This is a genomic window from Stenotrophomonas sp. YJH_SMC_80 (genome assembly GCF_059372495.1).
In genome coordinates this window covers 29,299-53,250 of sequence record NZ_JCAFVP010000010.1, presented here as the reverse complement: position 1 = coordinate 53,250, position 23,952 = coordinate 29,299, and the positions used below count along the sequence as shown (strand labels likewise).

16 protein-coding genes are annotated in these 23,952 nt (G+C 66.3%); 2 read left to right on the top strand and 14 right to left on the bottom strand.

The window, feature by feature from the left end:
* Positions 1–91: 91 nt before the first annotated feature.
* From AC5P99_RS15805 to AC5P99_RS15785, 5 genes are all read right to left on the bottom strand, one after another.
* Entirely contained in the window at positions 92–1,318 is a 1,227-nt protein-coding gene (locus AC5P99_RS15805; RefSeq protein WP_088435779.1) for an AGE family epimerase/isomerase, read from the bottom strand.
* Positions 1,315–2,310, bottom strand: a complete 996-nt coding sequence (locus AC5P99_RS15800) for a carbohydrate kinase family protein (RefSeq protein WP_005409447.1) — start codon at positions 2,308–2,310, stop codon at positions 1,315–1,317. The genes AC5P99_RS15805 and AC5P99_RS15800 overlap by 4 nt, the downstream gene beginning before the upstream one ends.
* Before the next feature lie 7 nt (positions 2,311–2,317).
* A complete protein-coding gene (gene fucP, locus AC5P99_RS15795; RefSeq protein ID WP_005409446.1) occupies positions 2,318–3,631 on the bottom strand; it encodes an L-fucose:H+ symporter permease in 1,314 nt (437 codons plus the stop codon).
* Between the two features lie 60 nt (positions 3,632–3,691).
* Complete coding sequence (locus AC5P99_RS15790; protein WP_005413180.1) at positions 3,692–4,741, bottom strand: LacI family DNA-binding transcriptional regulator; 1,050 nt, start codon at positions 4,739–4,741, stop codon at positions 3,692–3,694.
* A gap of 96 nt (positions 4,742–4,837) precedes the next feature.
* The gene (locus AC5P99_RS15785) at positions 4,838–7,303 is read right to left on the bottom strand and encodes a GH92 family glycosyl hydrolase (RefSeq protein ID WP_088435780.1); all 2,466 of its coding nucleotides are present in this window, start codon (positions 7,301–7,303) and stop codon (positions 4,838–4,840) included.
* Between the two features lie 1,122 nt (positions 7,304–8,425).
* Here AC5P99_RS15785 and AC5P99_RS15780 point away from each other — a divergent pair.
* Complete coding sequence (locus AC5P99_RS15780) at positions 8,426–11,503, top strand: TonB-dependent receptor (RefSeq protein WP_088436210.1); 3,078 nt, start codon at positions 8,426–8,428, stop codon at positions 11,501–11,503.
* Positions 11,504–11,706: 203 nt separating this feature from the next.
* The gene (locus AC5P99_RS15775; RefSeq protein ID WP_005409441.1) at positions 11,707–11,901 is read left to right on the top strand and encodes a heavy-metal-associated domain-containing protein; all 195 of its coding nucleotides are present in this window, start codon (positions 11,707–11,709) and stop codon (positions 11,899–11,901) included.
* 80 nt (positions 11,902–11,981) lie between these two features.
* Here AC5P99_RS15775 and cueR read toward each other — a convergent pair whose 3' ends face one another.
* The 9 genes from cueR to AC5P99_RS15730 form a co-directional block, all read right to left on the bottom strand.
* Positions 11,982–12,437 (bottom strand): Cu(I)-responsive transcriptional regulator, encoded by a 456-nt coding sequence (gene cueR, locus AC5P99_RS15770; RefSeq protein ID WP_005409440.1) that lies wholly within the window; start codon positions 12,435–12,437, stop codon positions 11,982–11,984.
* Between the two features lie 11 nt (positions 12,438–12,448).
* Positions 12,449–14,950: a heavy metal translocating P-type ATPase gene (locus AC5P99_RS15765; protein WP_088436208.1), complete on the bottom strand. Its 2,502-nt coding sequence runs from the start codon at positions 14,948–14,950 to the stop codon at positions 12,449–12,451.
* Between the two features lie 173 nt (positions 14,951–15,123).
* Positions 15,124–18,081, bottom strand: a complete 2,958-nt coding sequence (locus AC5P99_RS15760) for a TonB-dependent receptor plug domain-containing protein (protein ID WP_088436207.1) — start codon at positions 18,079–18,081, stop codon at positions 15,124–15,126.
* A gap of 296 nt (positions 18,082–18,377) precedes the next feature.
* Positions 18,378–18,845 carry a hypothetical protein gene (locus AC5P99_RS15755; RefSeq protein WP_088436212.1) on the bottom strand — a complete coding sequence of 156 codons (468 nt, stop codon included), beginning with the start codon at positions 18,843–18,845 and terminating at the stop codon, positions 18,378–18,380.
* Positions 18,846–19,135: 290 nt separating this feature from the next.
* Positions 19,136–19,867 carry a copper homeostasis protein CutC gene (locus AC5P99_RS15750; RefSeq protein ID WP_088436206.1) on the bottom strand — a complete coding sequence of 244 codons (732 nt, stop codon included), beginning with the start codon at positions 19,865–19,867 and terminating at the stop codon, positions 19,136–19,138.
* Positions 19,864–20,862, bottom strand: a complete 999-nt coding sequence (locus tag AC5P99_RS15745) for a glycosylasparaginase (RefSeq protein WP_049395194.1) — start codon at positions 20,860–20,862, stop codon at positions 19,864–19,866. Before AC5P99_RS15745 ends, AC5P99_RS15750 begins: the two co-directional genes overlap by 4 nt.
* Positions 20,863–20,913: 51 nt before the next feature.
* Entirely contained in the window at positions 20,914–21,936 is a 1,023-nt protein-coding gene (locus AC5P99_RS15740) for a glucokinase (protein WP_088436205.1), read from the bottom strand.
* 84 nt (positions 21,937–22,020) lie between these two features.
* Positions 22,021–22,305, bottom strand: coding sequence for a hypothetical protein (locus AC5P99_RS15735; RefSeq protein ID WP_012480039.1), 285 nt, complete (start codon positions 22,303–22,305; stop codon positions 22,021–22,023).
* 35 nt (positions 22,306–22,340) lie between these two features.
* On the bottom strand, positions 22,341–23,930 hold the full coding sequence (locus AC5P99_RS15730; protein ID WP_088436204.1) for a calcineurin-like phosphoesterase C-terminal domain-containing protein: 1,590 nt from the start codon (positions 23,928–23,930) through the stop codon (positions 22,341–22,343).
* Between the last annotated feature and the right edge of the window lie 22 nt (positions 23,931–23,952).

The window sequence follows — 23,952 nt, the reverse complement described above, 5'->3', positions numbered from 1 at the left end:
GCGGAGCTCCTGTTTTTCCGCCGGGCGTCGCCCGGCGCTGCCGATTCCGGATTGCCAGGCATGGCCTGGCACTACTGCCTTCGAACGATCTTCAGCGCACCACGTTCAACACTTCGTAGCACGCACCCATGGTGTGGTAATCCACCTTGCCAGCCGGGCTCTTCTCGTCGCTGTACTTGCGGTTGTCGGCATCAAGGATGCGGAACCAGGCACCGTACTGGTGGTCGACGAAGTACTCCCACGCGTAGGCCCAGATGCGTTCGTACCACTGCCAGTAGCGGTCGTCGCCGGTGCGCTTGGCCATCAGCGCGGCGGTGGCCAGCGTTTCGGCCTGCACCCAGAAATACTTGTCGTCGTCGCAGACGAAGCTGTCGCCACCGATCGGCGCACCGTCCATGCCCGCCTGTCGGCGCGTTTCCGGTGCGAAACCGTAGTACAAGCCACCGCGCGCCTCGTCCCAGCTGCGCGCCACAGCCACATCGAACAGGTGCTGCGCGGTCGGCACCAGCCAGTCGGCCTGCACGTGGCGATCGAGGATCAGCAGCAGCTTGGCCCACTCGGTCTGGTGGCCGGGCTGGAAGCCCCATGGGCGGAACAGGTGCTTGGGGTCGTCCAGGTTGTAGTCCCAGTCGATTTCCCAGTTCTCATCGTAGTGCTCCCAGACCAGCCCGCCGGCCTTGGCCGCCTGGCGGCGGGTCATGTTGTCGGCTAGCTGCAGCGCACGCTCGACATAGCGCTGCTCACCACTGGCCTCGAACGCCGCCAGCATCGCCTCGCACATGTGCATGTTGGCGTTCTGGCCGCGATAGCCGGTGAAGTTCCACTGGCCATCGGCCTCGTCCTTGTACAGGCCGTGCTGTGGCTCCCAGAAGCGCGCTTCCAGCAGCTTCCAGGTTTCGTCCATCCACACACGCGCCTGTTCGATACCGGCCTTCAGCGCGCAACTGTAGGCCAGCAGCACGAACGCCACGCCGTAGCAGTGGTTCATGTCGTCCTCGACCTTGCCGTCGCGCAGGGTCCAGGCATAGCCGCCGGTGGCCGGGTTGCGGTGCACGTCCCGCAGGTAGCGCACGCCGTGCTCGACCGCCTCGCGGTATTCAGCATTGCCGAATTCGCGGTAGGCCATCGCGTAGTTGAAGACGAAGCGCGTGCTGCTCACCAGGTGGCGGTGGCTGGCATCGTAGACGCTGCCGTCATCCCGGAAGTAGTGGAAGAAGCCGCCGTCCGGATCGATGCAGCGCGGATGGTAGAACGCCATGGTATCGGCGATGTGCGCGCGCAGGAACGCGGGCGAACGGAAATCGGGCGAGGTGCTCATGCGGTAATGTCCTGGGCCTGCAGCAGCTGCTGCACTTCATCGAGCGAGGGCATTGCGGCGAACGCGCCCTTGCGGGTAACAGCCAGCGCCCCCACGGCGGCGCCGAAACGCAGCGTGGCGGTGATCGCCTCCGGGTCCTGGCAGAACGCAGCGAAACCAGCGCCCGCCCCACCGCGCTCCAGCAGGCCGACCAGCACGCCACCGACGAAGGCATCGCCAGCAGCCGTGGTGTCGACCGTGGCCACGCGGAAACTGGTGACCGTGCCGTGGTTGTCGCGGGTGTACCAGTGCAGCGTGGCCGCACCGTCGGTGACGATGACCCAGCGCGCCTGCGCGGCCAGCAGGCGCCGCAGCACCGTCGCCTCGCCGTCACTGCCCAGCGGCGCGGCCAGGTAGTCCAGTTCCTCGCGCGACAGCTTGACCAGATCGGCGCGTTCCAGCGCCTGCCACAGGCGCGGCGTCGGATCCTCGTTCGCCGGCCACAGCGCGGGACGCAGGTTCAGATCGAGGCTGACCACCGCTCCGGCCGCACGTGCACGGTCCATGCCGGCAAAGGTCGCCTCGGCGATGCCCGGCTCGGTCAGGCTGTTGGAGCAGACGTGGAAGCACTGCGCACTGTCGAGGCAGGCGGCCTGGAAATCGCTGTCACGGAACAGCAGGTCGGCGGCCGGCGGGCGGTAGAAGCTGAAGCTGCGCTCGCCACTGGCGTCGAGGGCGACGAAGGCCAGCGCGGTCTTCGCCGCATCGGTACGCACGATGTAATCCGTGCCCACGCCGTGCTCGACCAGGCTGTCGGCCAGGAAGTCACCGAACATGTCACGGCCGAGCATGCCGACGAACTGGGTCTTCGCGCCCAGCCGCGCAGCGGCCACGGCAACGTTGGCCGGCGCACCGCCGGCGTACTGCAGGAACGCCCGCGGCGTATCGGCCGAGGCCGGCGGCTGCGCTAGTAGATCGATCAAAATTTCGCCGAAGCAAACGATGGAACCCATTCCGGACTCAGCCTCCCTGCGTTGCGGAAGCCGGCGTACGTGCGCCGACCAGTCCGTAGAAAATGATGTAGCCGTAGCACAGCAGCGGCAGGATGAAGCTGGCCTGCACACCGATGTGGTCGGCCAGCACGCCCTGCAGGTACGGCACCACCGCACCGCCGACGATGGCCATGATCAGCAGGCTGGAACCCTTGTTGGTCAGCGGGCCCAGGCGCTCGATGCTCAGCGCGAAGATGGTCGGGAACATGATCGAATTGAACAGGCCGATCGCCACCACCGAGTACAGCGCGATGTTGCCGGAGGTCAGCATGGTCGTGACCAGCAGCCCCACGTTGACCAGCGCGAAGATCGCCAGCAGGCGGCTGGGCGAGAAGCGCGCCAGCAGCGCCGAGCCGGCGAAGCGGCCGATCATCGCCATCGTCCAGTAGGCCGACACGTAATGCGTGGCTTCCTGCTCGCTGAAGCCGCCGATGTTGGGCATCGACAGGTAGTTGACCAGGAAGCTGCCGATCGAAACTTCGGCACCGACGTAGAAGAAGATGCCCAGCACACCTAGCAGCAGGTGGCGCTTGCGGAGCGCATCCAGGTAGCTGTGGTGGTGGCCCTGGTCGGCCTGCTCGGTGGCGTCGCTCAGTGCCGGCAGGCGGAACAGGTATACGAACAGCGCCAGCAGCACCAGCGCAACGGCCAGGCCTACGTAGGGGCCCTGCACGGCCTGCGCCTCGGCGGCACGGTAGGCCAGCTGTTCGGCGGCCGGCAGTGCCGCGATGTCATCGGCACTCTTCACCGTGTTGGACAGGATCAGCATGCCGCCGAAGATCGGGGCGATGGCCGTGCCCAGCGAGTTCAGTGCCTGCGCCAGGGTCAGGCGACTGGAGCTGGTCTGCTCCGGGCCCAGCAGCGCGACGTAGGGGTTCGCAGCAACCTGCAGCACGGTGATGCCGGTGGCCAGAACGAACAGTGCGCCCAGGAAGGCGCCATACACGCGCAGCTCGGCCGCCGGCCAGAAGCCCAGCGCACCGATACCGGCAATCACCAGGCCGGCCACGATGCCCTTCTTGTAGCCCAGCGCCGCCACCAGCCGACCCGCCGGCAGCGACATCAGGAAATAGGTGCCGAAGAAGGTGAACTGCACCAGCATCGCCTTGGCGTAGTTCAGCTCGAACACCGCCTTCAGGTGCGGGATCAGGATGTCATTGAGGCAGGTCAGGAAGCCCCACATGAAGAAGATCGTGGTGACCACGGCCAGCGCCTTGCCGTTGGTGACGGCAGGTGCGTTGCCCGAAGATCCCGTTGGACGGGGCGTTGCGGAGATCGGCATGCGGTACGCGCCTCGATGCGCGGAAGGTCGTTGTTGCGTGGAAGGGGTGTATGGAATAAATCAGTTCGGTCGTGCGGCACTGCTTTCGCGGATGCGCAACTGCACCGGCGCGACCGTGCGCCGTGGCGGCGCGTCCGGTTCGTCCAGTCGTTGCAGCAGCAGCGCCGCAGCTTGCCGGCCCCGCTCGCGCGGATCGGCGGTGAGCGTGGTCAACGGCGGCACCGCCACCGCAGCCTCGGAAATATCGTCGAAGCCGGTAACGGCAAAGTCACCTCCCGGACGGATGCCCCGTGAATTCAAGCCCAGCATCAGGCCCAGCGCGACGGTGTCGTTGTAGCAGACCGCCGCACTCGGCCGATGGCCATCGGCAAACAGCTCATCGGTGCGCGCTGCGGCTTCCAGGCGGTTCGGTGCCGACTCGATCATCCAGCCCGGCGGCAGCGACAGACCGGCCTCGGCCAGCGCCTGCTGGAAACCGGCACGGCGCTGGTGGCACGAGCTCGATGCGGCGTGGCCGCCGAAGAAGGCGATCTGGCGATGTCCGCGCTCGATCAGGTGGCGCGTGGCCAGATAGGCGCCGTGCTGGTTGTCCAGGGTCAGGAAATCCCAGTCGGCCCCTTCCAGCTCGCGGTTGAACAGCAGCACGTTGGCATTGGCACCCAGTGCCTGTCGCAACTGCACGGTATCGCTGCCCTCGGCCGGCGACAGGATCAGGCCGGCGGGGGTGTGCTCCATCAACGTGGACAGCACGGCCTGCTGGCGCTCCGGCGATTCGCCAGTGCTGCCGAGCAGGGTCACGTAACCGCGTCCGCCCAGCGCCTCGTCCACGCCGGACGCGAATTCGGCGAAGAACGGGTTGGAAAGATCGTTGATCACCAGCGCGATGCTCGACGAGGTACGCCGGCGCAGGTTGGCGGCAGCGCGGTTGTAGACATAGCGCTGCCGGCGCAGCTCGGCCTCGACCTTGGCACGGGTATCGACGTTGACCAGCGGGCTGCCGCGCAACACCAGCGACACGGTCGCCCGTGACACGCCGATGGCACGCGCGATGTCGGTCACCGTCACTGCCTTGCCGGCGCGCTTGCTGGGACTGCTGCCGTTGTCGTTCATCGTCTTCCCGGACTCCGCTGGAGGCTCAAGCCTAATGGATCAGGGCCGTGTCGTGCCGTGCCGTTCGCTGGGTCACCGCGAACGGCACAGTCCGGCTCAGCGCAGCTGGCTGCCCGGTGCCGCGCACCAGGACACCGGCAGGTCCTTCACCGCCGTACCCCAGCCCTGCTCCGGCGCCTTCGCGTCAAGCGCGAACTGCAGGCGCGGGCCCTGCTGCAGCTGGTTCCAGTCCAGCCAGACCGGCGCATGCGCCTGGCCATCGACCTGCACGCCCTGAACGTACTGCAGGCGGCGGCCATCGGCACCCGGCGCGTCGATGCGCAGCGTCCGGCCATTGCCCATGTCCAGTTCCACCTTGCTGAAGCGCGGGGTGTGCAGCAGGAACTGGCCGCTGCCCGGCACCGCCGGATACACGCCGATGGCGCTGAAGAGATACCAGGCCGACATCGTGCCGAGGTCGTCGTTGCCAGTCACGCCATTGGGCGCGTTGGTGAACAACTGCTGCGCGGCGCGCACCACGGCGGCGGTCTTCCACGGCTGGCCGATCAGCGTGTACAGCCACGGCGAATGCAGGTCCGGCTCGTTGTTCGGGTTGTAGCGGAACTGGTTGTAGTAGCTGTACGGCCCGACCACCCACTCCTTGCGGGCGGCGTTGAGCGGATCGGCCTGCAGCGCGTCCATCGCGAAGAACGCGTCGAGGCGGCGGCCGGCCTGTTCGCGGCCCTGCATCGCTTCGACCAGCCCCGGCACGTCCTGCTGCGCCAGCCACTGGTACTGCCACGCCGTGCCCTCATGGAAACCGTGGTGCGAACGCGGGCTGTAGTGGCCATCGGCCGGGGTGTACCACTGGCCATCCTCGGTGCGCGGGCGCGGGAAACCGGTGAAGCCGGTCTCGGCGTCGCGCACCTGCGGGTCCCACACCTTGCGCCAGTTGCGGCCGCGCTCACGCAGCGTCGCCGCGTCCTGCGCATGGCCGAGGCCATCGGCCATCTGCGAAAGCGCACAGTCGGCCAGTGCGTATTCCAAGGTAGCCGAACCGCCGTGGTGCGGATCGACGTCCATGCCCTTGGACGGGAACGCGCGGTCGTAGACCACGTAGCCCTTTTCCAGGTAGGTCGGGTTGCCGGAACGGCCGGCCATGCGCGAGTTCAGCGGCGGCGTGCCGAAGGCATTGCGGCGCAGCGCATCCCAGGCCTGCGATTCTCGGCCCTTGAGCGCACCGAAGCGCCACAGGTCGACCATGAACGGGGTGACCGGATCGCCGGTCATGATGTTGGTCTCGAAGTTGGCATAGCCCCAGCGCGGCAGCCAGCCGCCCTGCTCGTCGATCGCCAGCAGGGTACGGCCGATGTCGCGCGCCACGTCCGGGCGGGTCAGTGCCAGCCACTGGTTCTGCGCGCGGTAGGTATCCCACAGCGAGAAGTACTCGTAGTAGGTCCAGCCATCGGCACGGTGGATGCCATCGTCATAGCCGCGGTAGCGGCCGTCGGCGTCGTTGCCGGTCATCGGCTGCAGCAGCGCGTGGTAGACCGCGCTGTAGAACACAGCGCGGTCGTCGGCGGTGCCGCCCTGCACGCGCACCCGGCCCAGCTGCTCGCGCCACGACTGCTGGGACAGCGCGCGCATCCGGTCGAAACCGAGCAGCGCCCCGCCCTGCATGCCCTCCGCGCGCAGGTTGATGCGCGCGCCTTCGGCATCCACATGCGATATCGCGCTGATCGCCGTTACCGACTGGCCCTTGGCGAGGTCGAAGCTGAGCCAGGCACCGTTCGGCTTCTGTTCGCCTTCCATGCTGTGGCGCGCACCCGGCAGGCCGCCGCCCTCGCCCCAGGTGCCATGCGCCTTGAACGGGCGGTCGAACTCGATGCGGAACCAGGTGGTGTACTGATGGCCGCCGCAGAAACTTTTGGTCACCAGCTTGCCCTCGACCACGCGGTCGCCGACCACATCGACTACGCTGCCGATCACCGAGTGGCGTTCGTTGGCCTGGCCGACGTTGACCAGCACGTGGCCCTCGCCCTGGCGCTGGCTGAAGGTGTAGCGCTCGGCCGCGGCACGTGTACGCGCGGTGGCCTCGGCATCGATGCCGCCGTAGCTGGTCAGGCGCACCTTGTAATAGCCGGCCTGGCCGATCTCGCCGTCATGCGTGTACGAAGCGGCATAGGTCTTGTGGTTGAAGTTCTTGGCATCAGCAGTATCGAAATCGCCGCCCGGACCGATCCTGCCGGTGACCGGCAGGATCGACACCTGCCCGCCCTGCTCCCAGCAACCGGCGCCAGAGATGAAGGAGTGGCCGAAACCGCGGATCTTCTCGTCGTCGTAGCGCCAGCCGGAATAGTGGCTGCCGATCGGGCTGACCTGGATCAGGCCGAACGGTGCCGATGCGCCGGGGAAGGTATTGCCGTCGTCCTTGCTGCCGATGAAGGTGTTGACCTCGCGCTCCAGCGCCGCCGGTGCGGCCTGCAGCAGCATCGGCATGGCCGAAAATGCCAGCAGACAGGCCAAGCGCGCCAGCGGGCGGGAGGACAATGGGACGGCGGGAGCGGACGGCACTGGACGCATGTCGGGTTCCTGTAGTCGATGACGCGGAGGCAGACGGCCGGGATCGTTCGGCACCGTTCCGCTGAGCCCTGCCCTGACCTGCAGAGAGCTCCCCCTGGAATGACGCCCGACCCACCAGACCTTGGATTTAGATCGATTCAAGTAGAGCATGCGGATTCAGCCGAATGCATTCTGCGGCGCAGCATGAGAGGGGGTGTTCGGCAGGGCTGCGCCCTGCACCTGCCGAAGCCGAAGCAACAGCAAAAGCCGACTATCCGTGGGATGGCGGGGTGGGTCCGGTTGCGGGGGACGCCGTAAACCCGTCCCTGGGGGCTTGGCCGCGGCATCCATGCCGCGGACACCCCCGCAACCGGACCCACCCCGCCTTCGACAGATTTCCGCGATCTGTGGATCCACGCCATGCGTGGATGAATCTCTGTCAGATAACGAAATCGATTGGGGCCAGATCCGTTTTCCAAAGGAAAACGGATCTGGCCCCAGGACCCCATGTCGTTCCAGGATCAGTCCAACCGTCACCGGGAAACTGTCAAAGGTGGGGCGGTGTGGGCTGGCAGGACCGTTGGCGCCATGGATGGCGCCATCGAGCCCCAGGGGTGAGGGCGCTTTGCTTGCGAAGCACTGCTTCGCAAGCGCCCGAACGCACAGCCGCCAGCGGCTGGGCCGGACCCCGGAAGGGGGGTTTACGGCGTGTCCTGCCAGCCCACACCGCCCCGCCAAACCAGCAGAAAACCAGAGCCGCTTTGGCTTTGGCTTTGGGTTGTTGCCGGCCAGCGGCCGGCACACCGCGGGTGCAGGGCGCAGCCCTGCCGACCCACCCTCCCCTGCGCACGAAAACGATTTCACTGTTTTCAGCAAACCGTCATCCCTTCGCCACGCCAGTACCATATTGCGGAGCAGCATGCGCCCACGGGCGACCCATGCTAAAAAACGCCCGCCCATCGCTTAGATCGATCCAAGCCGACATTGCGATGGCCGGGAGTTGGGGGAGCGGCAACAGGACGTACCAGGCCACGCGCACGGTGCAACTGCCACTGCATGGCGATAGCGACAATGTCACTTCAAATTAGATCGATTCAAGTTGTCCGTGCCACGTCACCGGATCAATCCAGGAGAGAGGGAGAGATGGGAATGAAGCATTCAACACGTACGCATGGCCAGGACGCACTGTCGCTGGCCATCGCGCTGGCCCTGGCCGCCGCCGTCGTTCCGGCCGGCGCCGCCGCGCAGCAGGCAACCACCACCGGCTCGCAGGAAGCCACCAACCTGGACAGCGTCCAGGTCACCGGCTACCGCTACGCCATCGAAAAGAGCCTTGAGCAGAAGCGCGACGCCAACGCCGTTGTCGAAGTGATCACTGCCGAGGACGTCGGCAAGTTTCCCGACAAGAACGTGGCCGACGCACTGCAGCGCGTGCCCGGCGTGGTCATCACCCGCAGCGGTGGTGAAGGCAAGAGTGTCAGCGTGCGCGGCCTTGCGCCGGACCTGACCCTGACCCAGTTGAATGGCAACTACGTGGCCACGTCGGAAACCAACGACGAAGCCACCCGTTCGTTCAACTACACCCTGCTGCCGTCGAACATGCTGTCCAGCGCCGAGCTGTTCAAGTCGCCGGAAGCACGCATCGACGAAGGCGGCATCGGCGGCACGGTCATCCTGCACACCCGCCGTCCGCTGGACATGGAGTCCAACTCGGGCTTCGTCACGCTCGAGGGCACCTCCTCCGATACCCACCACGATATCGACCCGCAGGCCTCGGCCCTGTATTCGTGGCACAGCAAGGATGAGCGTTTCGGCGTGCTGGTCGGCGTGACGCAGCAGAAGCGCACGACCCGTACCATGGAAGCCAGCACCGAGGACTACCAGTGGTACGGCGCCGGCAAGGCACGCGACGCCTATGGCAACGTGCAGCAGCAGGACGGCATCCACTACTGGTGGGGCAAGTCCGGCTTCAACAACCAGACCGGCGGCAACTACAGCGACTTCTTCATGCCGACCTCGGTCAACTTCGCCGTGAAGGAAGAAAAGCGCGAGCGCAAGGGCGGCCAGCTGACCTTCCAGTTCAAGCCGGTCGACAACGTCACGATGACCGCCAACTACTTCCGCTTCGAGCTGCAGGGTGACTACACCCAGAACATGCTGAAGATTCCGGAATGGAGCATGGCCCGCTTCAACGGCGATGGAAACTGGGCCGGCGGCCGCCTGCTCAACGGCCTGGATTTCGACCCCAGCGGCAACACCGTCACCGGTGCCCAGTTCGAAAAGCTGGCCGGAAAGACCTACTACTGCAGCGAAGACCAGGCCAAGGCCGCCGGCCTCAAGCCCGGCGGCTGGGGCCCGGACGACTGCACGATTCCGACACCGCAGCTGACCGGTGGCTACAGCAAGGAAAAGGCGCTGTCGCAGACCGCCGACCTGACCATCGACTGGGACATCAGCCCGCTGTGGAAGGCCTCGTTCACCGGTGGCCGCACCTGGTCTGAAGGTGGTCCGTCGATGAACTTCCGCATGTCGGCCAAGCCGCGCCGCAAGGTCGGCAACGACTACCTGTCCGGTAACCAGTACAGCGCATGGGACCTGACCGGCACGCCGTCTGCCACCTTCTCGCCCGACCTGCAGCAGCAGCTGATGAACGGCATCGCCGAAGTCGACACCGGCTCGACCGATTCGTCGTGGAAGCGCACCGAGGTCAAGCAGAACTACTTCCAGGCCGACGTGACCAAGCTGTTCGAGTCCGGTTGGCTGGATTCGATCCAGTTCGGTGCCAAGTACCGTGATGGCAAGGTCCACCGCAACACCGGCAACACCTACTGGGTATGCCCGGGCCGTGACCCGGCCGACTATGACAACAGCCGCTACCAGAGTGGCTGCGATCCGACTGCCGGCGATGCGCAGCCCGGCTTCTTCCTGTCGAACCCGATCAGCAACATTGCCGGTGGCTTCAATGCCAACGTGTTCCCGGGCATCAACTACCCGGCGTACATCGACTATCTGAACAAGACCTACGGTGGTTCGCACAACCGTACCGAGGAAGACTTCGTCTACAACGTCAACGAGAAGATCTACTCCGGCTACTTCCAGGCCAACTTCCGCACCGAGCGCCTGCGCGGCAATGTCGGCGTGCGTGTGGTGCGCACCAAGCAGTTCGCGCAGTCTTCCGACTCGATCGAGAAGTTCAACGACTACTTCCTGGACAACGCGTCCGGCGCGCCGATGGCGTGCACCGACCCCGCCGCTGCGGCCTACCCGACCTACAGCTGTGAGAGCGGCTTCGTGCGCCTGCCGCATGACCTGGCGCAGAGCAAGACCTACAGCCTGATCGGCGTGGACCGCACCTACACCGACGTGCTGCCGAGTTTCAACATTGCATGGGACATCACCGACACGCTGGTGCTGCGTGGTGCCGCATCGAAGGTGATCGCCCGCCCTGGCTACACCGATATCGCAGCACCGGGCGCGCTGAGCTACTACAGCGAGGAGTACGTCAATGATCGCCGCGTTGCCGGTGGCGCATCGACCGCAGGCTGGGTCGGCCAGGGCAGCAACAAGCAGCTGGAGCCGTTCAAGGCCACCCAGTTCGACCTGGGCCTGGAGTGGTACTTCCAGCCTGGCGCGGTCGCCGGCGTCAGCCTGTTCCGCAAGAACGTGGACAACTTCACCCTGCCGGTGGTGCGCGACACGCCCATGGTCATCAACGGTGAAGCGGTGAACGTGCAGCGCTACGAGACCCAGGCCAATGGCCGCGATGGTGTGTCGCAGGGCGTCGAGCTGTATGGCCAGTACACCTTCGATTTCGGCTTCGGCGTGCAGGCCAACTACACCTACAACGACACCAACCTGGCTTCCATTGTTCTGGACGGGCAGGAAATCGGCTCCTCGCCGCTGGTCGGCAGCGCCAAGAACCAGGCCAACGTGACGGTCTTCTACGAGAACGAGAAGTTCCTCGCGCGCGCCTCGTTCAACCGTCGCGGCCAGGTGGTCGGTGGGCTCAACAATGGCCTCACCGTCTACACCGAGCCGTATGACCAGCTGGACCTGAACGTGGCCTACAACCTGACCCCGGACTGGACCCTGACCGCCTCGGTGATCAATGCCACCAAGTCCGAGCAGCGCGTGCACCTGGGAAGCGACACCAAGGCACGCCTGGTCTCCAATACCTATGCAGGCCGCCAGCTGTACTTCGGCGCTACCTGGAAGTTCTAAGGCAACACCGGGTTGCCCGGGCGCGCCCCGGTGCAACCCACGCCCCGCCCTGGCGGGGACGTTCCTCCACGGCAGCCGCGCTGGTACAGGTGGCTGCCGTTTTTTTTGTCGGCGCCTTGCCTTTCGTTCAGCCCGGCGCTTGACCCTGACATCGTTGGAAGGTGCACACTGACTCCACCCCAAGAGCACCGAAGGAGCTACAGATGGAATTCCATGTCGATGGCATGACCTGCGGCGGCTGCGCGCGCAGCGTGACCCGTGCGATCCAGCAGATCGATCCCAACGCCAGCGTGGTCGCCGACCCGCCGACCGGCCTGGTCAAGGTGCAGACCACCGCATCGCAGGAAGACGTCTTCGCCGCAGTGAACGACGCCGGCTTCCCGCCACGTACTGCCTGATCCCCTGCCCCCGTCTCACACAGAAAAGCCCGCCCGGTGCTGCTGCACCCGGCGGGGTTTTTCATGCATGCGATATCGAGTCAATGCTTGTGCGTACGCCGCCGCACCGCACCGGTCTTCGCGGTATCGACCGGCACCGGCGTCTGATCGTCCTCACCCAGCCGCTGCAGGATCGGGCACTCCGGGCGCTCGTCGCCCGCACAACAACTGATCAGCGATTTCAGCGTGTCGGCCATCTGCCGCATGTGCTCGATGCGCTGTTCAAGATCAGCAATGTGCTGTTCAGCCAGGTGCTTCACGTCGGCACTGTGCCGCGAGGTGTCATTCCAGAGGCCCAGAAGATCAGTGATCTCGGCCACCTGGAAGCCAAGATCGCGCGCGCGGCGGATGAAACGCAGGCGGTGGATGTCCGCCTGCGAATACGCCCGGTAGCCCGACTCGGTTCTATCAGCGGCGGGAATCAGGCCGATCTGTTCGTAGTAGCGGATCATCTTCGCCGACACGCTGGAGGCCTTGGCGGCTTCACCGATGTTCATGCGGATCTCCTTCAGTGGGTGGCAGCGGCGGCATCCGCCATCGGCGGCTGGAAGCGGCGCAGGCGCAGTGCGTTGCCCAGCACGAACACACTGGACAGCGCCATCGCACCGGCCGCGAATACCGGCGACAGCAGCACGCCCCAGACCGGGTACAGCACGCCGGCCGCTACCGGGATCAACGCGGTGTTGTAGGCGAACGCCCAGAACAGGTTCTGCCGGATGTTGCCCAACGTCGCCTTCGACAGCGCAATGGCATTCGGCACGCCCTGCAGGTTGCCCGACATCAGCACTACATCGGCCGACTCCACCGCGATGTCGGTACCCGTACCGATGGCCAGGCCGACATCGGCTTCAGCCAGTGCCGGCGCATCGTTGATGCCGTCGCCGACGAAGGCGACATGGCCATGCGTGGCCTTCAAGCGGCGCACCGCCTCGACCTTGCCTTCCGGCAGCACCTCGGCCACCACTTCGTCGATGCCGAGCTGGCGCGCGATTGCCTGCGCGGTACCAGCGTTGTCACCGGTGATCATCGCCACCTTCAGGCCAAGCTGATGCAGTGCCGCGATTGCGGCCGGCGTGCTCGGCTTGATCGGATCGGATACCGCGATGATTGCGGCCAGGCGACCGTCGATGGCGGCATACAGCGGCGACTTGCCCTGGGTGCCCAGCTCTGCCGCCAGCGTCGCGAACAAAGTGATGTCCACGCCCAGGTCGCGCATGAAGCGATCGGCACCGACCTCCACCCGCGCACCATCAACGTTGGCACGCACGCCCATGCCGGTGACCGATTCGAAATCGACCATCGACGGCAGCGCGATGCCCTGCTCGGTGGCTGCATCGACGATGGCGCGGGCAATCGGATGCTCCGAGCGCGACTCCACCGCCGCCACCGCCGCCAGCACCGTGCCGTGATCAAAACCGCTGGCGATCTCCAGATCGGTCAAGCGCGGGCGGCCCTCGGTCAGCGTACCGGTCTTGTCCACCGCCACCACCTGCGCGTCCTTCAGCAGCTGCAGCGCCTCGCCCTTGCGGAACAGCACGCCCATTTCAGCGCCACGGCCGGTCCCGACCATGATCGAGGTCGGCGTCGCCAGCCCCATCGCGCACGGGCAGGCAATGATCAGCACCGCCACCGCGTTGACCAGCGCGAAGCTCAGGGCTGGCGACGGGCCGAAGATCAGCCAGACTGCGAAGGTCGCCAGCGCGGCCAGCATCACCGCCGGCACGAACCACAGCGTGACCTTGTCGACCACCGCCTGGATCGGCAGCTTCGAGCCCTGCGCCTGTTCGACCATGCGGATGATCTGCGCCAGCATGGTCTGCGCGCCCACCGCCGTGGCACGTACCGTCAGTGCGCCCTTCTGGTTGACCGTACCGCCCACCACGCTGCTGCCCGGCTGCTTCTGGACCGGGATCGGCTCGCCGCTGATCATCGATTCGTCGATGTAGCTGCGGCCTTCAACCACCTCGCCGTCCACCGGCACGCGCTCGCCCGGGCGCACTTCCACCACGTCGCCGCTCAGCACTTCATTGACCGGGACATCCACCGTTCGGCCGTCACGGATCACATGCGCGACCTTGGCCTGCAGGTTGACCAGACGCTTGATCGCTTCGGAGGTACGGCCCTTGGCGCGGGCCTCGAGGAAGCGGCCGAGCAGGATCAGCGCGACGATGACTGCTGCCGCTTCGTAGTAGACGTTCACCGTGCCCGGCGGCAGCAGCCGCGGTGCAAAGGTCGCCACCACCGAGTAGCCAAACGCCGCGGCGGTGCCCACCGCCACCAGTGAATTCATGTCCGGCGCCAGCCGCAGCAGTGCCGGGAACCCCTTCTGGTAGAAACGGCGGCCGGGAATGGCCAGCACCAGCAGGGTCAGTACGAACTGCAGGTACCAGCTGGCCTGCATGCCGATGGTGGCCATCACCCATTCGTGCATGCCGGGAATCAGGTGCGAGCCCATCTCCAGCACGAACACCGGCAGCGCCAGCGCGGTCGCCACGATCAGGTCGCGCTTCAGTTCGGCGCGCTCGGCATCCTTCTTTTCAGCGGCTTCATCATCGGACTGCACACCGGCCTCGATCGGGCGGGCGGCGTAGCCGACCTTGTCGATGGCCGCAACCAAGGCGGCCGTATCAGCCACGCCGCGCACGGTCGCACGCTCCGTCGCCAGGTTCACGCTGGCCTGGCTCACGCCTGGCACCGCCAGCAACGCGCGCTCCACGCGGCCCACGCAGGAGGCGCAGGTCATGCCGTCCACGGCCAGTTCAACGGTGGCGGGGGGCACGTCGTAGCCCACCCGCTCCACCGCCTGGATCAACGCGGCCCGATCGACCGGACCGGACGGGCGGATATCCGCGCGCTCGGTGGCCAGATTGACCGAAACACTGCCCACGCCTTCGACCCTGGACAGCGCCGCCTCGACCCGGCCGACACAGCTGGCGCAGGTCATGCCCTCGATGGGCAGGCTGATGGTGGCAGGGCTTGCGGGGGCTGCAGTGGCGCGGGGCGTGCTCATGATCGGATTCCCGGGGTTCCTTCTGGATGCGGACAGGCTAAACCTTGCCATCGTGGGAAGGTCAAATCCAGCCACCCCGGGGTTCATGATGGGGTTCATCCACGCATGGCGTGGAACTGCTGAGCGGACGGAGGCGCCAGGCGGATCAGGCCCGGCGCCCCCTGCGGGTCTGCTCAGAAGGTGAACACGTACTCCAACGCGAACTCGCGGCCGACCGCGCCAAGCAGGCGGGTCGGGGCGAAGTCGTAATCCAGCTTGTACGGGTCCTTGTGGTTCCAGCTGGCGGAGTTGAAGGCGTTGTTGACGTACACGTTTACCTTCGCGTGTTCGGTCACCTGGTAGCCCACGTTGAAGTTCCAGGTGATGAACGGCCCCACTCGACCGTAGTAGCGCGCCGTCTGCTGCCCGGCATTGGGGTTCGGGTTCGGCGAGCCGTCGGGACGTGTCGCCGGCTCCAGGCAGTTCAGCGACGGGCTGTCGCTGGGCACGTAGCCGTCGGCGAACGGCAGGCAGCCGCCGGGGTTGTCCAGGCGGTCGGTGCCCCAGTGGTAGCGCACGCCCGGCACCGAGCCCACGCGGTCGGCATAGACATTGGCATTCCAGTTGCCGCGCTGCCAGGCCAGGCTCGCGCGCAGCTTGCTGCGCAGGTCGCGGTCGCGGCGTTCCGGGTTCGGGTCGTTGGCGTAGCGCTGTTCCTTGGTCGAGATCTGGTTGGTGTAGTTCAGGCCCAGCTGGAAACTGCCCCACTGCGCGGTTTCCAGGCGATAGCGTGCGGTCAGGTCGACACCACGCACTTCGCGGCTGGCCAGGTTGAACGGGCCGCGCTCGATCGACACCAGGCGGCCGCTGCCGTCACGGTTCACGCGGGCCAGGATGCCGGCGCAGTATTCGCCACCGGCCGGATTGGCCCATGGCGTGCCATCGATGTTCTTGCCGGTCAGGCAGCCGGCCTCGCTGGCCAGCACCTCATCGGCGCCGACGTCGACGATCATGTCTTCCAGCTTGATCGCCCAGTAGTCGGCACTGACCGACAGGTTCGGCATTACGTCCCAGACGAAACCGACCGTCCACGAATCACCGGTTTCCGAGCGCAGCAGCGGCGTGCCACGACGGTTCACGTCGAAGGTGTACCAGACATCGGTGTTGCCCACGCCGCAGTTGTTGACCAGGTACGCGCCACTCTGGATGCAGCGCAGGCGATCATAGGTCTGCACTTCGGAGCTGCTCGGCTGGCCCAGCAGGTAATGCATGTCCGGCGCATGGAAGCTGGTGGCATAGGAGCCACGCACCAGCAACGATTCAACCGGGCGCCATTCCAGGCCGACGTTCCAGGTGGTTTCCTTCTGGCTGCCGATGTTCAGTGCTTCGCTGCTGTCGTCGGCCTTGTAGTTGCCATAGCGGTCATAGCGCGCGGCCGCAGTGGCGGTCACGCTGTCCAGCAGCGGAATCTTGAACTCGACGCCGGCCGAATAGCGGGTGCGCTCGCCGCCACCGCGATCGACGTTCTGCAGGTCGAAGTCGATGCCGGCACGTGGGTCGGGGCTGAGGTGATAACCCTGCTGCGCGACTTCAGCCACTGCGGCGAACGAGATCGGGCCGGCCCAGCCCTGGAACAGTTCGCCGGTGATATCGGCCGAGGCCTGGTTGACCCAGGACGCCGCACGGTTCTTCGCCACCGTACCCATCTGCCAGTACTGGTCCGGCGTCAGCGGATTCCACCAGCGCGATTCGTTCAAGGCGTAGATCGCCTCGCCATCGGCCGTGGTGCCCAGCTTCGGGCCGAGGAAGTAGTCGTACGACTTCTGCTTGTCGACCACGTTCTGCCGTTCTTCCACGCGGTAGTACGAGCGCCCCACCGTGGCGCTCCAGTCGAAGCGGTCGGCGAGGCGGCCACGCAGGCCGGCGCTCCAGTCCCAGGACAGTTCGCGGTTGGTGTTGCGCAACGTATCCAGCCCGCCAACCTCATTCGGGGTGAACTGGCGCACGCCAAGAATCGGACGGTTGCGGTTGGCGTCCCAGTAGTAGCCGTTGTCATCGTCGATCAGCGACACGCCGGGCGGATTGGTGCCCCAGATCGCTTCGGAACGGTAGACCGCCAGATTGGTCCAGGCCTGCAGGTCGTTGCTGAAATCGAAGGTGGCATACAGGTTGCCGGACACGTTCTCGGCACCGCCGGTGAGCAGCCAGTTGGCGTAGTCGGCGCTCATGCCGCACAGGCGGCCGGTGTTGGTGATGGTGTTGGCGGCGTAGTTGTAGACCAGTCGATCGGCGGTGTAGTACTCACTGCCGAACTTCTCGCAGGTGCCGGTGGGCGGCGCCAGGCGCTGGCCCGTGGTCGGATCGATCAACGCCAGTCCGGCGGTAGGACGGAAGCCGACCTTGCGTTGTTCCATGTTCCAGGACGGGTACGGCGCATCATCGGCATCGTCCATCTGCGGGCGGTCACGGCCGAACAACGGATCGCGCTTGGTGTACTGCAACGCGTAGGTCACGCTCCAGTTGTCACCGGTCTTGCCGCCGGCCCAGGACAGGTCCCAGGTGTCGCGTCCACCCTCGGTGGAGGTGCCGCCACGCACGCGCACTTCGTCGCCGTCGTAGTTGGTCTTCAGGATGACGTTGACCACGCCGGCGATCGCATCCGAGCCATAGATGGCCGAGGCGCCACCGGTCAGCACTTCGATGCGCTCCACCGCCGCGGCCGGAATGTTGCCGTAGTTGGAGAAGTTGGTTTCACCGCCATAGGGCAGCGGGTAGTCGGCCACGCGACGGCCGTTGACCAGCAGCAGCGAGCGGTTCGGGCCCATCCCGCGCAGGTTCAGGCCACTGGCATTGGGCGTGTGCGAGCCCCACTGCGAGGCGGCTTCAACAGTGCCGGTCGCTTCGGTGAGGGTCTTCAGCGCGTCGTACACGCTGACGAAGCCTTCCTTCTGGATCTGCGCGGCGGTGATCACGTTGACCGGTGCCGGGCCTTCGACGCTGGCGCGCTTGATGCGCGAACCGGTGACGGTGACCGCGTCGAGATCCTTGGTGGACGAACTGGCGGCCTCCTGCGCACTGGCAGCCAGGGGCAACAGGGCTAGGACCAGGCCCTGGGACAGCAGGTGACGACGCTTGCGGACGGACTGAGCCATGGGTGGTTGCTCTTCGAAAGTGTGAACGCACGGACGGGTGTGGCGCGGCACTACGGCTGATCCGGGCACCTGGATCGGTTCAAGACCGTCCCGACGCCCTCCCCTGTGGATCGATCCAAACTAAAGCACAGCTGAACCACGCCGGGCATGCGGCGATGCAGCAATGCCCGAGGGAATGCCGCTATCGGCTGCCGGCATCCAGAACAATCAAAGGGTTGCGAAACATCGCTGAGAGAACAGCACACACGTCAATGACACGATCGCGACAATCGCGCGCGGAACGGTTTTGTCCGCCCTCAGCGATTCCCCTCACCCGATCGAGTCGGGACGAAGTGGCCATTTCGGAGGGCGTAGCGGCTCGACGCATCGCCTCTGTGTCTGATACCCCACCACTCGATGGTGAACCCGTCGCCCTGCCAGATGACCGAGGAAAAGTCGGATTCACTGTGGAGTCGCCCTGAGTTCTGGCTCGCCAGAGACAGGGTCTCAAGGCAGCTGCTGATCAATACCCTGCCGCGCTCAATGGGCTTCGGCAGGGTCAATTCGTAGACGAACAGATGGATCTCACGCCCCGCGCCACAGCGCCCCATCGGGTTGGAAGCGTTTGAATCGAACACCTGATAGAGCGCGCGAAAGCGCTTCTCCCCGATCCGATGTACCCGTGCGTCGACGAACACGCCTGTAGCAGAGGGTGCCAGCGTCACGCCGCCCAGCAAATCGTCGATGCCGCCGCCCTCGGGTCCGACCGCCTTCCAGATAAACACTGGGGGCTGTCCTTCCTCTGCAGCTATTGCGGCGGTGTGCAGCAAACAGAGAAATAGCAGGAGCAATCGAGGCATGCGGAAGGAGGATCATTGCCACGGGGAGTTGGACCCCACTGTCAATAATCCTGGCTTGATCGTCTACCCGGAAACACAGAGGCCCCTGCGTTCCGATGTTTGGCAGACTGACTGGCCATCCGCGCACGTCAGAAGCGTCACTTTTCGGCAACCGGTGCGCGTTCCGCAGCGGGGTCGGAGCCCTTCTGCGAAGGGATCCGACCCCGGCCCTGCGATCAGCCGTCGAGGGCCTGACGCAGTGCGGCCACGGTCGCGGTGCTGGTCTGGCTCCAGTCCGGGTCCAGCCCGCGCAGCGCCGGGTTTTGGAACTGCATGGCCGAGCGCCGCAGGCCTTTGGCCGAGGCGTGCAGTTCGGTGCAGCCGCTGCGTCGTGCGACGGCGGCGACATTGGCCGGGCCCAGCCCGGCGCCGGCCATCACCGTGATACGTCCCGCCGCCTGGGTGACCAAGCCTGCCAGCACATCGGCACCGGCCTCGGCACTGACCTGGCCGCCCGAGGTCAGCACGCGCTGGCAACCCAGTTCGATCACCTGTTCCAGTGCCGCCGGCAGATCGCGGGCGGCATCGAAGGCGCGGTGGAAGGTCACCTGCAGCGGCCCGGCAGCCTGCACCAGTTCACGGCACAACGCCACGTCGATACCGCCCTGCACATCCAGCGCACCGATCACCACGCCATCGCAGCCGAGCGCGCGGCACTGCGCGATGTCACGCAGCATCAGTTCGATTTCCAGCGCGTCGTAGTGGAAGTCGCCCGGGCGTGGCCGCACCAGCACGAACAGCGGAATCGACAGGCGTTCGCGAGCAATCGCGATGCTGGCGAACGACGGCGTGGTACCACCCTCGGCCAGGTTGTCGAACAGCTCGATGCGGTCGGCGCCGCCGGCCTGTGCCGCCAGCGCCGAAGCCAGCGAGTTACTGGCAACCTCCAGAGTCAGCCGCGTGCTCACGCCTGGGTGCTCGTGTAGATCGACGGCGAGTCGCGCAGGTCATCCTGGCGCTGCGCATCGCACACGGCGTAGACGAAGCCGCGATGCAACGCGTAGGCGCCCACCTCGCCCTGCTTGTTCATGGCCAGGAAGCACACCTGCAGCGTTCTGCTAGCTTCCGGGCGCTTGCGCACCACGCGGTCGATGGCTTCGCGGCAAGCCTGCGCCGGCGAGCGCCCCTGGCGCATCAGCTCGACCACCAGGAACGACGCGGCGTTGCGGATCATCTCCTCGCCCACGCCCGAGGCAGTGGCCGCCCCCACTTCGTTGTCGACATACAGGCCAGCACCGATGATCGGGCTGTCGCCGACCCGGCCGTGCAGCTTCCAGGCCATGCCGCTGGTGGTGCAGGCGCCGGCAAGGTGGCCCTTGGCATCCAGCGCCAGCATGCCGATGGTGTCGTGGTTGTCGCTGTTGCCGGGAATACCACGGCGCTCGGCGTTGATCTGCGGCTGATACTTCTCCGTCTTCAGCCACTCGCGCCAGGCCGCTTCGGCCTGCGGCGTCAGCAGGTGCTTGCGCTCGAAACCCTGCTGCATCGCGAACTGCTGCGCGCCCTCGCCCACCAGCAGCACGTGTGGGCTGTTCTCCATCACTTTGCGGGCCACCGACACCGGATGCAGGATGTCGACCAGCGCGGCCACTGCGCCACATCGGCCATCGCCATCCATGATGCTCGCGTCCAGGCTCAGCACGCCGTCGCGATCCGGGTTGCCACAATGGCCGACGGTGGGGTTGCAGAGCTCGCTCTCGGCCCAGCGTGCGCCTGCTTCCACCGCATCCAGCGCGCTGCCGCCCTGCGCCAGTACCTTCCACGCGGCCTGGTTGGCCGGTACGCCGAAGTCCCAGGTCGAAACCACCTTGGCCCCACCCTGCGTGCGCGCCTGCACGCCCGGCAAAGCCGCCATGCCTGCAGCCAGTGCACCGGCCTGCAGGAACTGCCTGCGATCCACCATCTTCCCCTCCCAGTCTGCAATGCACGGCCGGCCCGATGCCGACCCTGCCGATCAGTCGTGCGTGGGCTGCCGTGCGGCGTGCCAGACCGCTGCGCCGAGCACGCCCAACTGGCCGTGCTCCACGCGCCATACCGGCACCTGGCGCAGCACCTCGGTCAGCACGCCCTTGTTGAGGAAGCGCTCACGGAAGCGGCCATCGGCCAGGAAATCCTGCACATGCGCGGAAATACCTCCGGCCAGGTACACCGAGCGCGCACCGACGGCGATCGCCGCGTCGCCGGCCAGGCTGCCCAGCCAGGCACAGAACACCTGCAGCGTTTCCACCGCCAGTGCATCCTCGCCGCTGCGGGCGGCACCGATCAGCGCCTCGGTACTGGTCCACACCGCGGTGGCACCGCGCAGCTCGCACAGGCACGGGTACAGGTTCATCAGGCCACTGCCGGACAGCACGCGTTCGTTGTCCACGTGCGGCCAGCGCTGCAGCAGCTTGCCCAGCACCTGCAATTCCAGCGTGTTGCCGGCGCCGAGCGCGGCATGGCCGATCTCGCTGGCCAGCACCGGGCGCTCGCCGTCGGCAAAGCGCAGTGCGGCGCCCAGGCCGGTACCGGCACCCAGCACCAGCGCCGGGAATGCCTGCGCCGGATCAGCATCGCCGTTCAGCGGCACCAGCGTGTCCGGCCGCAGATAAGGGATGGCCAGCGCCACCGCCTCGAAATCGTTGATCAGCTGCAGTTCTCCCAACCCGGACTGCGCGCGGGTGGCCGACAGCAAGACCGTCCACGGCAGGTTGGAATTGATCAGCACATCGCCATCAAGCAGTCCGGCGATGGCCACCACCGCGGTCTGCACCGGCTGGCCAAGGCCTGCGGTGAAATCGGCCAGGATCGCCGCCAGGCTGGGATGCTCGGCGCAGGCGTAGGTGCGATGGCTGCCCAGCAGCGGCGCCTGGCCGGGTTGGGTTTCAGCCAGCGCAAGGCGGGCGAAGGTGCCGCCGACATCGGCAACGACCAGACGGCGTGGAAGACCGCCGCGGGCGGAGTCGGAGGAAACCGGGGACGCTGCTGCGATGGTCACGCTGGCCTGCTTGGATCGATTGAATCGCCCCGATTCTCAGGCATCGGGGCGGCTTTGCCTAGCGCGCCGATGGTTCAGGTTGGCCTACATGCCTTCCTGTTCGGCCACCTGCACACCATCCACCAGCACGCGCAGCCGCTGCGGGCGGAAGCCGGCGAACAGCAGCGGCCGGGTGCGCTCGACCAGCACTTCATGGCCGGCGATGTGGCGCAGCCACGACTGTACCAGCGAGAACGAGAAGTGGGTGCCCGGATGCAGCGGGTGCTGCACCCAGACCGTCTCGGTGGCGCTCTGCAACTGCATCGCGCCGGTGAACCAGTGGCGGCTGAGGGTCACCGGCGTGGTGCCGGCCATGAAGCGGATATCCATGCGGGGTCCTTTCGCTGGAGCGGTGGTGTGCGGGGTCAGGGCTGGGCAGTCTGCAGGCTGTAGCTGGTGCTGGCGGTGAACACCGCGCCGTCGGGCTGGGTGGAGCGCACCTCGACCTTGTGGCTGCCCACGGCCAGATCGGTCGGCAGCGTGCCACGCCACAGGTGCGGCGATGCGGTGGCCTCCGGCGAGCGGTCGTAGCCACGCAGGCTGATTGCAAGATCGTCGGCCACGTTCTCCACCATCAGGCGCGGATCGGGTTGGCTGACCTGCTTCATCGGCTGCCAGGCGCCACCATCGACGCGGTACTCGACCACGCTGGAATCCTCACCCATGTAGACGTTGGCATAGATGCCCCAGGCCGGGTAGGCGCCCTGGCGCAGCACCTTCGGCGCATGCAGGCCGATCTGCTCGCTGGCCGGTTTTCCGGCCACGCGGTACTGCAGTCTGTAGCTGCCATTGCCGGCCACGTCGAGCAACGCATAGCCCTTCGGCGTGCCATCGCTCATGGTGCTGTCCGGCACGCCGGCGGCATTCTTCACGCCTGACCAGAACGCACCGCAGTTGGCGCCGACATTGTATTCGTGCAGCGGCTTGTCGCCGTTCCAGCCCTCGGCCTTGCCATGGTAGACGTGCTGCTGGGTGTGGCTGTGGCCGCTGAGCACCAGCACGTTGCGGAAGTCCTTCAGCAGGCCGAACAGGCGCTGGCGGTCGGCATGGCGGAAGGTCTCGCGCCCCGGCGCCGCGTCGAACAGCGGGATGTGCATGCCCAGCACCAGCAGGCGATCCTTGTGCAGGCCCTTCAGGTAGCTGGTGAGGAAGGCGAACTGGTCTTCGCGCAGGCCGCCGATGTACTTCGGCTTGGCCTTGGGGTCGTACACCACGTCGTCCAGGAACACGAAACTGGCGCCGCCCTCTTCCACCGCGTAGGTGTCCGGACCGTAGATGTTGCGCCAGCTGTCCAGCGAGTGTTCGTCGCTGGCCGCATCGAAGTCGAGATCGTGGTTGCCCGGCACATGGAACCACGGTACGCCAAGTCCGGTGGTGACCTTGTTGATCGCCGGATACAGGGTCAGGTCGTCGTTGACGATGTCACCCAGGGTGGTGCCCATGCGCGCCTTGGTCTGTCCCACCAATGGCGCGACGATCGACTGCTGGTAGTAGCCGATATCCTTCAGGCTGGCGGTCTGCGAATCGGTGAACACCAGCATCTGGAAGCCGCGCCGACTGTCATGGCGATCCGACTGCAGGGCGAAATCCCAGTTGCGGGTGACGTCGCTGGTCGCGGCGATGCCGCCGTACTTCAACGCCGGCGAACCGTTCGGGCGATAGTGCCGCCAGAACGAAGGCAGGCCGTCGGCCGCTTTCGGGAAGGAATACGCATCGGGCTTGATCACGAACACGGTCTGGCCATCACGCACCGGCAGGCTGTAGCTGCCGTCTGCAGCCGTCTTGACGATGGCCTCGCCGTTGGAGACCTGCACGCCGGCCAGGCCCGGATCGGTCGCGCCGCGCCCCGGCCGGCCGTCACGCTCCAGATAGACCTTGCCGCTGACCACGGTATCCGCGGCCCAGGCCGGCGAAGTCAGCAACAGGCAGCACAGCCAGGTGGCAGGCAGTTTCATGGGCGGTCCGGGAAAAGAAAGA

Coding starts and splice junctions, on each gene's coding strand:
- fucP (WP_005409446.1), bottom strand. CDS start 3,631: ATGCCGATCTCCGCAACGCCCCGTCCAACGGGATCTTCGGGCAACGCA.
- AC5P99_RS15745 (WP_049395194.1), bottom strand. CDS start 20,862: ATGGTGGATCGCAGGCAGTTCCTGCAGGCCGGTGCACTGGCTGCAGGC.
- AC5P99_RS15780 (WP_088436210.1), top strand. CDS start 8,426: ATGGGAATGAAGCATTCAACACGTACGCATGGCCAGGACGCACTGTCG.
- AC5P99_RS15735 (WP_012480039.1), bottom strand. CDS start 22,305: ATGGATATCCGCTTCATGGCCGGCACCACGCCGGTGACCCTCAGCCGC.
- AC5P99_RS15785 (WP_088435780.1), bottom strand. CDS start 7,303: ATGCGTCCAGTGCCGTCCGCTCCCGCCGTCCCATTGTCCTCCCGCCCG.
- cueR (WP_005409440.1), bottom strand. CDS start 12,437: ATGAACATCGGTGAAGCCGCCAAGGCCTCCAGCGTGTCGGCGAAGATG.
- AC5P99_RS15805 (WP_088435779.1), bottom strand. CDS start 1,318: ATGAGCACCTCGCCCGATTTCCGTTCGCCCGCGTTCCTGCGCGCGCAC.
- AC5P99_RS15790 (WP_005413180.1), bottom strand. CDS start 4,741: ATGAACGACAACGGCAGCAGTCCCAGCAAGCGCGCCGGCAAGGCAGTG.
- AC5P99_RS15765 (WP_088436208.1), bottom strand. CDS start 14,950: ATGAGCACGCCCCGCGCCACTGCAGCCCCCGCAAGCCCTGCCACCATC.
- AC5P99_RS15775 (WP_005409441.1), top strand. CDS start 11,707: ATGGAATTCCATGTCGATGGCATGACCTGCGGCGGCTGCGCGCGCAGC.
- AC5P99_RS15760 (WP_088436207.1), bottom strand. CDS start 18,081: ATGGCTCAGTCCGTCCGCAAGCGTCGTCACCTGCTGTCCCAGGGCCTG.
- AC5P99_RS15730 (WP_088436204.1), bottom strand. CDS start 23,930: ATGAAACTGCCTGCCACCTGGCTGTGCTGCCTGTTGCTGACTTCGCCG.
- AC5P99_RS15800 (WP_005409447.1), bottom strand. CDS start 2,310: ATGGGTTCCATCGTTTGCTTCGGCGAAATTTTGATCGATCTACTAGCG.